The sequence below is a fragment of the Candidatus Methylomirabilota bacterium genome (assembly GCA_035260325.1).
GTDB lineage: Bacteria > Methylomirabilota > Methylomirabilia > Rokubacteriales > CSP1-6 > AR19.
In genome coordinates this window covers 1-7,985 of the sequence record DATFVL010000285.1, presented here as the reverse complement: position 1 = coordinate 7,985, position 7,985 = coordinate 1, and the positions used below count along the sequence as shown (strand labels likewise).

The following is a 7,985-nucleotide window of genomic DNA, read 5'->3' as shown; positions in this document are numbered from 1 at the left end:
ATGTTCCAGCCGGTCTGCCGGAGCACCTCCGCGACCCGGGCCCGCACCGCGTCCTCGAGCGACGCCGTCGTCTCCTCGCGCGCGGGCGCGACCTCGGGCGCGGGCGGCGGCGCCGGCAGCCCGAGCATGGGCGCGGTCACCTCGAGCTCGGGGGACAGCAGCGCGACGCGCTCCATGACATTGCCGAGCTCCCGGACGTTCCCCGGCCATCGATACGTCCTGAGCGCCGCGCGCGCGTCCGGCGCCAGCGTCTTCGGCGGCACGCCGTAGTCGGCGCACGCGCGGGCGAGGAAGTGCTCGGCGAGCCGCGGCAGGTCCTCGCCGCGCCCGCGGAGCGGCGGCAGCGTCAGCGTGAGCACCGCGAGCCGGTGGTAGAGGTCCTCGCGGAACCGGCGCTCGCGCACCGCGCCGCGCAGGTCCTCGTTCGTCGCGGTGAGGATCCACGCGTCCACGGGCTCGTCGCGCGTGCTCCCGAGCCGGCGCACGGACCGCTCCTCGAGCACCTTGAGCAGCTTGGCCTGGAGGGCCTCCGGCAGGAGCCCGACCTCGTCGAGGAAGATCGTGCCGCGGTGCGCGGTCTGGAAGAGGCCGGGCTTGGCGCGCCGGGCGTCGGTAAAGGCGCCGCGCTCGAAGCCGAACATCTCCGCCTCGAGGAGGGTCTCGGGGATCGCGGCGCAGTTGACGTCCACGAAGGGTCCGTCCGGGCGCGGGCCCGCCCGGTGGAGCATCCGCGCGAGGAGCCCCTTGCCCGTGCCGGTCTCCCCCTCGATCAGGACCGGTGGGAGCCGGCGGACGTCCTGGTGGGCGAGCAGGCGGCCGACCTTGTCGCGAATCGCCTCGATCTCGGCGCTCTCACCCAGCAGGTCGGCCAGAATCCTCATGACCGACTGGATCTTACTCCTTACTGGTCAATCTGGTGTTCAACTGTTGACCACCAGCCAGGCTGACCAGCGACACAGTTTCCGGTAACTCCATGATTTACCTGATGCCCCGCCCTGGTCCCCGGCTTGCGTTGTGTATCAGACCGTGGACACGCACTTGAGCAGACACACCGGATCGAACGGACTTACGCGAGGCGCACCGAGGCGTGCCCAGGTGTTCGCGGGAAGTGAGGAGGGGGCGATGAAGACGCGGTGGTCGGAGCGCTGGTCCTGGCAGTTCATCCTCGCCATCGCCGCGATGCTCGGCCTGATGCTGCTCATTGGCGTCGTCAGCGAGGCGCTCGCCGGTCACGCGGTCGCGGCGGAGGCGCAGGTCGCCTGGCAGGCCCAGCTCGACCGGGTGGACGCGGCGCTCGGACGAAACGATCAGGCCCAGGCGCTCCTGCTGTGGCGCGAGGCGTACGCCGCCGCGCTGCGCAGCAGGCACTGGCAGGGATTGGTCGCCGTCGGCGACACCTACCGCCGGCTCGGCGCGCGCGGCGGGTTCGAGAAGGCGGCGGTGGCCAAGGCGCGCCAGACCTATCTGGTCGCGCTCTTCCGCGCGCGCCAGGAGGGCTCGGTGGACGGCGTGCTGCGCGTGGCCGACGCGTTCGCCGAGCTCGGCGACGACGCCGTCGTCCAGCAGTGCCTCGCCATCGCGCGGGCGACCGCGGCGCAGGCGCACGACGCGCGCGCCACGGACCGCGTTCGCGCCTTCGCCGAGCGCTGGGATGCCCGCAAGCTCGAGGTCGAGAAACAGACCGGACCGCTCAAGGGAGGAAGCATCCGATGAGCCGCCGCCTGCTGGTCGCCGTCGCGTTGGCGCTCGCGTTTCTCGTGCTCGCGATCGTGGAAGCGATGGCCCATCCGACGATCCAAGGAGGACTCAGCCGATGATCGACCGCACGAACGACTCGTCCGGCCCCTGGAGGGAACACATCCGCGCCATGGATCAGGCGCTCGGTGAGGCGAACGCGACCGTCGCGGTGCGCGCGTGGCGCAACGCCTACGCCGCCGCGCTCGGGACGCCCGGCTGGCACGGTCTCGTCGAGGTCGCCGCGGCCTCGCTCCGCATCGGCAAGATCCCGGGATTCGGCAAGGCCTCGGAGGCGCGGGCGCGCGAGACCTACTGGACGGCGCTGTTCCGCGCGCGCCAGCAGGGCTCGCTCAACGGCGTGCTCGAGGCGGCCGAGGCGTTCGGCGCGCTCGGCGACCGGGAGATGGTGGAGCAGTGCATCCGCGTGGCCGAGAGCCTGGCGGCGCTGAGCGCCGACGCGGGCGAGGCCGAACGGGTGCGCGCGCTCGCCGCGAACCTCGCCGACCGCTACCTCCGGGCGCAGCGCGCCGAGGCGGCCGGCTAGCGGAACGCGGGGGCGATCTCGCCGATGAACCGGTCGAGGAGCGGGCGCGGGTCCTTGGGCAGGAACATCGACGGCACGAACAGCGGGTCCACCCCCGCGGCGCGGAGCCGGCCGAGCTTGTCCTCGACCTGACGCTTCGAGCCCGCGAGCACCGCGTCCTCGACGACCTCGGGCGCCATGCCCATGCGGCGCCCGACCGCCGCCTTGAGCTTCTCGACCTCCGCGGCGTCGTCGGTGAGCAGGAGCGGCATGTTCGCCGAGCGCGCGAGCGTCTTCGGATCGCGGGCCGCCGCCGCCGATCATCAGCTCGGGGTGCGGCCGCTGGACCGGCTTCGGCGCGAGCGGCGCGTCGGCGAGCTGGTAGTAGCGACCCTTGAAGGTCGCCTTTTCACCTGACACGCCTCGTCGAGGCGCGAGGCGCTCGCCGACCGTGTAAGCGCCGCCGGGGTGCTCCAGGCCTCGAGGGTGTCGCCGACCCTGTCGGGCGTCTTCGGCATGAAGTGGTCGGTCACGCAGGCGGCGTCCCAACCCGTGGCCTCCACGTGGCCCCAGAGCTGCCGCACCTGCTCCCAGGCGGTGCCGCCGAGCCCGGTGAAGATCGCGAATTTCCTCCTGCTCAGCCCTCCGTGACGATCCGTGCCAGCGCGGCGAACTGCTCGGCGTCCGCGCAACCCATGAGCACGTCCCCGGGCGCGAGCGGGCGCTCCGCCGCCGGGTTGAAGACGTGGCGATGCGTCGCGGCGTCGCGCAGCGCGAACACGATGACGCCCGTCCGTTCCTGGAGCTTCAGCGCGCCGAGCGGCTGGCCGGCCAGCCCCAGCCCGACGGTCACCTCCTGCACGCGCATCGCGCCGGGCTCGCGCAGCATCGCGTCGAGGAAGTCCACCACGTTCGGGCGCACCATCGCCGAGGCGAGGCGCAGCGCGCCGATCGTCGGCACCGACACGACCGCGTCCGCGCCGGCCTTCAGGAGCTTCGGCCCGGCGTCGTCGGAGACGGCGCGCGTCACGATACGCATCGCCGGGTTCAGCTCGCGCGCGGAGAGGAGCGCGAAGAGGTTGTCCTTGTCGTTGGCCATGCACGCGACCATGCCGCGCGCCGTCTCGACGCGCGCCTGGCGGAGCACCTCGCTCGACGTCGCGTCGCCGAGGATGTAGAGGATCCCGGAGCCGAGCCGCGAGAGCGCGTCCTCCTGCGCCGGGTTGACCTCGATGCAGACGAACGGCCGCTGAGTCCGGAGGAGCTCGCGCGCCACGTGGCGTCCGGTCTCCCCGCCCCCGCAGACGACGATGTGGTCACGCAGTGCCGCGATCTGTCGCTCCATCGTTCGCTTCTCCCAGAGGTGCGAGAGGTCGCCCTCGACCCAGAACGCGGTGATCGTGCCGAGCCCGTACGCGACGACGCCGAGGCCGACGATGATGAGGCCGATCGTGAACGCCCGCCCCGCCGTGGACAGGGGGTGGACCTCCTGGAAGCCCACGGAGGCCACGGTGATCACGGTCATGTAGAGCGCGTCGAAGAAGACCCAGCCCTCGATGAGCTGGTAGCCCACGGTGCCGAACGCGATGACGCCGGCCAGCAGGATGAAGATCTGCCAGAGACGATCGTGCGGGCTCACGCCGGCGGCGCGGCTACGGCCCGGGCGCCCGCACTAGCGGCGGCCGCTCCGGCCGGCGGGCTGGGTGAGCGGATCGATCTTCTTCTCCTCGACCTTGCCCGGCGAGACGGCGACCCAGCCCCGGCTCTTCATGCACTCGTCGTCGAGCTTGCCGTCCCGCGAGCACTCACGATAGTCACGGCGGAACTCTTCCGTCGTGTACTTCTGGTTCACCTTCATCCATTCGTGGGTGTCGGTCGCGCAGCCCGCCAACGCCGTCGTCAGTACCGCGCCGAGGAGGATGCTCGAGAATCGCATCTAGCCAGCATTGTACCCCGAGTCGGCGACAATCCCGGGGAGGGTCGCGCCATGCCCATGGCCAGCGTCAACGGCGTCGACATCGACTACGAGGACACCGCGGGATCCTCATGAAGCGCAAGACCATCTTCGAGCTCGAGCCGCAGCTGCGCGAGCCGCGCGTGCCGACGCTCGTGATGACGGGCGATCAGGACGAGCCGTGCATCGAGCCGTCGCTGTTCATGCGCCGCCACATCCCGAACGCCGGCCTCCTGGTCGTGCCGATGACCGGCCACACGGTCAACATCGAGGAGCCCGCGCGCGTCAATCGGGAGGTCGGCGAGTTCCTCACGGCCGTGGAGAACGGCCGGTGGGGGACGTGGACGGCGTGAAGAGCACGTAGCCGACGCCCGCGCGCTCGAGCCAGACGCGGGAGAGCTCGTCGAGCCGGTAGCGCCGCGGCACCTCGCCCGCATGCGGGGCCGCGGGATCATTCACCAGGACCTCGCCGCCCTCCCAGCCCGTCAGGACGAGCAGGTGCCCCGTCGTCTCGGGAACCGGCGCGCCGGTGAGCTCGCCGGCGCGGTACCGGACGGACGCGATCACGGGCAGCCCGCGGCCGAGGCACCACGCCGCGGACCCCCAGTCGGGAAAACGCAGGAGGTAGCCCGCGACGCCGCGGCGGCCGGCCGCGCGGATCGCCGCCGGCCAGACGCCGTAGCAGTCGAGCGTCGGGTGGAAGATCTCGCGCGCGAGCGTCGCGACTTCGGCGGGGCGCCCGTGGTACGCGAGCACCATCGCCACGCTCGCCGGCGAGCAGACCCGCATCCGGATCGCCTCGGCCTCCGCCATCTGGGAGAGCGCCGGTACCGCGAGCCGCGCGCCGCCCGCCGGCGCCGCGGCGGCCGCGTCCGCTCCGCCATCCCACGCGGAGAGCGCCACGAGCCAGGGCGCGTCGAGCGCCTGCGGGCCGGCGGCGACGCGCAGCCTCAGGCGCAGCGCGTCGGCCGCGGGCGTCACGGTGAACTCGTCGATCTCGGCGGCGATCCCGTCCTCGCGCGTCGCGAGCGGCGGGAAGAGGTCGGGCCCGATGGACGCGCCGGCGACCCACGGCGACCACCGCACGCCCCGGCGCACGGAGAGCTCGAAGCGAAAGCCCGCGTCCGCCGGTGACAGCGCGCTGAACGACGGCACGAGGTGGCGCGCGGGGCGGCGCGGGCGCCACTCGGGGAACTCGAGCACCGCGGCGTCGCTCTCGAGCCGGGGGTCGGGCGCTCGCTCGACCTCACGGCGGCAGGACGGCGGGACGACGGCGGCGAGCGCGTCGAGCGCCAGACCCGAGGACGAGAGAAAAAGGTCGGTCGACATCAGGGCGCTCGCAGGGCGATCGTGTCGGGGGCGTGGGCGGGCTCGGCCCGCCCACGGCATCCCCTTGTTCGTGGTGCGCAGTCAGGGCTGCGCGTCCCGGCGCACGCCGGGATCAGGTACTGCTCGAATTCGGCGCCGTTCGGTGCCGCTAGCAGGCTCCGGACGGCGCAGCCGCTTGGTCCGGTGGCAGGGTTTCCATCAACACCTCCTGGCCTTCCGTGGGCCCACAACGGCGGGCGGAGCGTCCTCCGCGCGCCGTACCCCCTCTGTACTCCCGCGCGTGGAGCGCGTCAAGCCTCACCTCGTACGACTCTCGATCATTGAAGGCTCGGCTCCACCCGGCGAGTGTGGCAGGCGGCGTGGCCGAGGACACCCCCGTCCGCTATCATCTGCGGCAGATGGCCAACCGCTGGGTGGCGCTATCGATTGTCTTCCTCACGCGCACGTCGATGGGCTACCAGTTCCAGTCCATCGCCTCCGTGGGGCCGCTCCTCATCCCCGAGCTCGGGCTCAGCTGGGCGCAGCTCGGCTCGCTCATCGGCCTCTACATGCTGCCCGGCGTCTTCTTCGCGTTGCCGGGTGGCGTGATTGGCCAGCGCTTCGGCGAGCGCCGTGTGGTGGCGGGCAGCCTCGCCCTCATGGTCGTCGGCAGCCTCGTCACCGCCGCCGGCCAGGGCTTCGCGGTCGCCGCCGCCGGGCGGTTGCTGAGCGGCGGCGGCGCCGTGCTGATGAACATCGGGCTCGCCAAGATGGTCGCGGACTGGTTCGCCGAGCGGGAGATGTCGACAGCGATGGCGGTGATGCTCACGAGCTGGCCGGTCGGCCTCGGCTTGGCCGCCGCCACGCTGGGCGCCGTCGCCACCCACTCGTCGTGGCGGATGGCGATCGTGGCCACGGCGCTCGCCGCCGCGCTCGGGCTCGTGCTGATCGCCTTTGCCTACCGCGATCCGCCCCGCGCACCGCGCGGCGAGTCCGCTCCGGCGGCACGCGCCGCGCGGCTCTCGTCGCGGGAGGTCCGACTCGCGGCGAGCGCCGGCGTCGCCTGGGGCTGTTTCAACGCGAGCCTGGTCGCCGTGATCGCCTTCGGCCCAGGGATGCTCATGGCCCGCGGCGCGTCGCTCGGTGACGCCGGCTTCACCGTGAGCCTCGCCATCTGGGTGACGATCCTCTCGGTGCCCGTCGGCGGGCTGCTGACCGACCGTCTCGGCCGGCCAAACCTGGTCATCGTCGCTGGCAGCGTCATCGCCGGGCTGGTCACGATGCTGCTCCCTGTGCTCCCGCACCCGCTGCTGGCGTTCTGCCTGGTGGGCCTCGTGATCGGCGCGCCGCCAGGCGCCGTGATGGCGCTGCTGCCCAAGGCGGTGGCGCCCGAGCGCCTGGGCACCGCGCTCGGGGTCTATTACACGGTGTTCTACGTGGCGATAACGGTCACGCAGCCCGCCGCCGGCGCGGTCCGCGACCTCTCCGGCAGCCCCGCGGCGCCCATTCTCTTCGCCGCGCTCGTGATGGTGGCGACGGTCCTGGGCCTGGCGCTTTTCCGGCTCGTCGAGCGGACGGCGCCTGGCGCCGACGCCCCGGCCCGCGCCTGACGCGGAGATCCGAACCCGGGCGCCACGCCCTAGCCGCGGAGACCGCCGGCGCCGCGCAGGCGCGGGTCGAGGACGTCGCGGAGCGCGTCGCCGAACATGTTGAACCCGAAGACGGCGAGCGAGATGGCGGCGCCCGGGAATACAGCCATCCAGGGCGCGTGGTACATGAACGAGCGGCCCGATCCCGACAGCATGCCGCCCCAGGACGGGTACGGCGGCGGGATCCCGAAGCCGAGGAACGAGAGCGCCGACTCGGCCAGGATCACCGCGCCGAGCCCGATGGTCGCGAGGATGAGGATGGTGGCCATCACGTTGGGCAGCACGTAGAGCATCACGATGCGGAGATGGCTGGCGCCGAGCGCGCGGGCCGCCTCGACGTAGGAGTTCTGCATCACGGACAGCGTCGCGCCCCGGATCACGCGGGACGCGCTGGCGGCGCCGAGGACGGAGAGGGCCAGGATCAGATTGGGCAGCCCGGGTCCCAGCGCTGCCATCAGGGACAGGACGACGACGAGCGCCGGGAACGACATCCACGCGTCGACGACGCGCTGGAGCACGATGTCGTACGCGCCGCCGAGATACGCGCTGGAGATGCCGATGGCGGTGGCCATCAGCGTGGCGAGGGCGACCGTCGCGAACCCGACGGTGACGGAGATCCGCGCGCCGTAGACGACCCGGCTCCAGACGTCGCGCGCGAGGTTGTCGGTGCCCATCCAGAACTGGCCGCTCGGAGGCTTCATCCGAAAGCCGCGGATCGACTGGTCGTACGAATAGGGCGCGATCTGGCCCGCGAAGACCGCCATGACCAGCAGCGCCAGGACGATTACGCCGCCGATCGCGCCCAGCGGCTTGC

At 72.5% G+C, this 7,985-nt stretch carries 12 protein-coding genes; 6 read left to right on the top strand and 6 right to left on the bottom strand.

What is annotated here, in order from left to right; translation table 11 throughout:
- On the bottom strand, window positions 1-881 hold an 881-nt coding region (locus VKG64_18175), incomplete at its 3' end, for a sigma-54 dependent transcriptional regulator (protein HKB26967.1).
- A 241-nt stretch (window positions 882-1,122) separates the two neighbouring features.
- Here VKG64_18175 and VKG64_18170 point away from each other — a divergent pair.
- Complete coding sequence (locus VKG64_18170; protein HKB26966.1) at window positions 1,123-1,713, top strand: hypothetical protein; 591 nt, start codon at window positions 1,123-1,125, stop codon at window positions 1,711-1,713.
- A 100-nt stretch (window positions 1,714-1,813) separates the two neighbouring features.
- A complete protein-coding gene (locus VKG64_18165; GenBank protein ID HKB26965.1) occupies window positions 1,814-2,281 on the top strand; it encodes a hypothetical protein in 468 nt (155 codons plus the stop codon).
- Here VKG64_18165 and VKG64_18160 read toward each other — a convergent pair.
- Window positions 2,278-2,532 carry a hypothetical protein gene (locus VKG64_18160; protein ID HKB26964.1) on the bottom strand — a complete coding sequence of 85 codons (255 nt, stop codon included), beginning with the start codon at window positions 2,530-2,532 and terminating at the stop codon, window positions 2,278-2,280. The two genes, VKG64_18165 and VKG64_18160, sit on opposite strands and share 4 nt — an antisense overlap.
- On the opposite strand from VKG64_18160, the gene VKG64_18155 reads away from it, so the two are divergent.
- The gene (locus VKG64_18155; protein ID HKB26963.1) at window positions 2,531-2,677 is read left to right on the top strand and encodes a hypothetical protein; all 147 of its coding nucleotides are present in this window, start codon (window positions 2,531-2,533) and stop codon (window positions 2,675-2,677) included. The two genes, VKG64_18160 and VKG64_18155, sit on opposite strands and share 2 nt — an antisense overlap.
- 51 nt (window positions 2,678-2,728) lie before the next feature.
- Entirely contained in the window at window positions 2,729-2,911 is a 183-nt protein-coding gene (locus tag VKG64_18150) for a hypothetical protein (protein ID HKB26962.1), read from the top strand.
- On the opposite strand, the gene VKG64_18145 is transcribed toward VKG64_18150, so the two are convergent.
- Both VKG64_18145 and VKG64_18140 read right to left on the bottom strand, forming a co-directional pair.
- On the bottom strand, window positions 2,898-3,899 hold the full coding sequence (locus VKG64_18145; protein HKB26961.1) for a potassium channel protein: 1,002 nt from the start codon (window positions 3,897-3,899) through the stop codon (window positions 2,898-2,900). The genes VKG64_18150 and VKG64_18145 overlap by 14 nt on opposite strands.
- A gap of 33 nt (window positions 3,900-3,932) precedes the next feature.
- On the bottom strand, window positions 3,933-4,196 hold the full coding sequence (locus VKG64_18140; GenBank protein HKB26960.1) for a hypothetical protein: 264 nt from the start codon (window positions 4,194-4,196) through the stop codon (window positions 3,933-3,935).
- Between the two features lie 110 nt (window positions 4,197-4,306).
- Between VKG64_18140 and VKG64_18135 the strand changes: the two genes are divergently transcribed.
- On the top strand, window positions 4,307-4,567 hold the full coding sequence (locus tag VKG64_18135) for an alpha/beta hydrolase (protein ID HKB26959.1): 261 nt from the start codon (window positions 4,307-4,309) through the stop codon (window positions 4,565-4,567).
- Here the strand turns inward: VKG64_18135 and VKG64_18130 are convergent.
- Complete coding sequence (locus VKG64_18130; GenBank protein ID HKB26958.1) at window positions 4,524-5,543, bottom strand: C39 family peptidase; 1,020 nt, start codon at window positions 5,541-5,543, stop codon at window positions 4,524-4,526. The genes VKG64_18135 and VKG64_18130 overlap by 44 nt on opposite strands.
- Window positions 5,544-5,902: 359 nt before the next feature.
- Between VKG64_18130 and VKG64_18125 the strand changes: the two genes are divergently transcribed.
- Window positions 5,903-7,132, top strand: a complete 1,230-nt coding sequence (locus VKG64_18125; GenBank protein HKB26957.1) for an MFS transporter — start codon at window positions 5,903-5,905, stop codon at window positions 7,130-7,132.
- Window positions 7,133-7,161: 29 nt separating this feature from the next.
- Here the strand turns inward: VKG64_18125 and VKG64_18120 are convergent.
- The coding region (locus tag VKG64_18120; GenBank protein HKB26956.1) for an ABC transporter permease at window positions 7,162-7,985 on the bottom strand (824 nt) is incomplete at its 5' end.

Bases quoted from the DNA above. Each gene is read 5' to 3' on its own strand.
- VKG64_18170 (HKB26966.1), top strand. From the start codon at position 1,123: ATGAAGACGCGGTGGTCGGAGCGCTGGTCCTGGCAGTTCATCCTCGCC.
- VKG64_18165 (HKB26965.1), top strand. From the start codon at position 1,814: ATGATCGACCGCACGAACGACTCGTCCGGCCCCTGGAGGGAACACATC.
- VKG64_18155 (HKB26963.1), top strand. From the start codon at position 2,531: ATGTTCGCCGAGCGCGCGAGCGTCTTCGGATCGCGGGCCGCCGCCGCC.
- VKG64_18160 (HKB26964.1), bottom strand. From the start codon at position 2,532: ATGCCGCTCCTGCTCACCGACGACGCCGCGGAGGTCGAGAAGCTCAAG.
- VKG64_18140 (HKB26960.1), bottom strand. From the start codon at position 4,196: ATGCGATTCTCGAGCATCCTCCTCGGCGCGGTACTGACGACGGCGTTG.
- VKG64_18135 (HKB26959.1), top strand. From the start codon at position 4,307: ATGAAGCGCAAGACCATCTTCGAGCTCGAGCCGCAGCTGCGCGAGCCG.
- VKG64_18130 (HKB26958.1), bottom strand. From the start codon at position 5,543: ATGTCGACCGACCTTTTTCTCTCGTCCTCGGGTCTGGCGCTCGACGCG.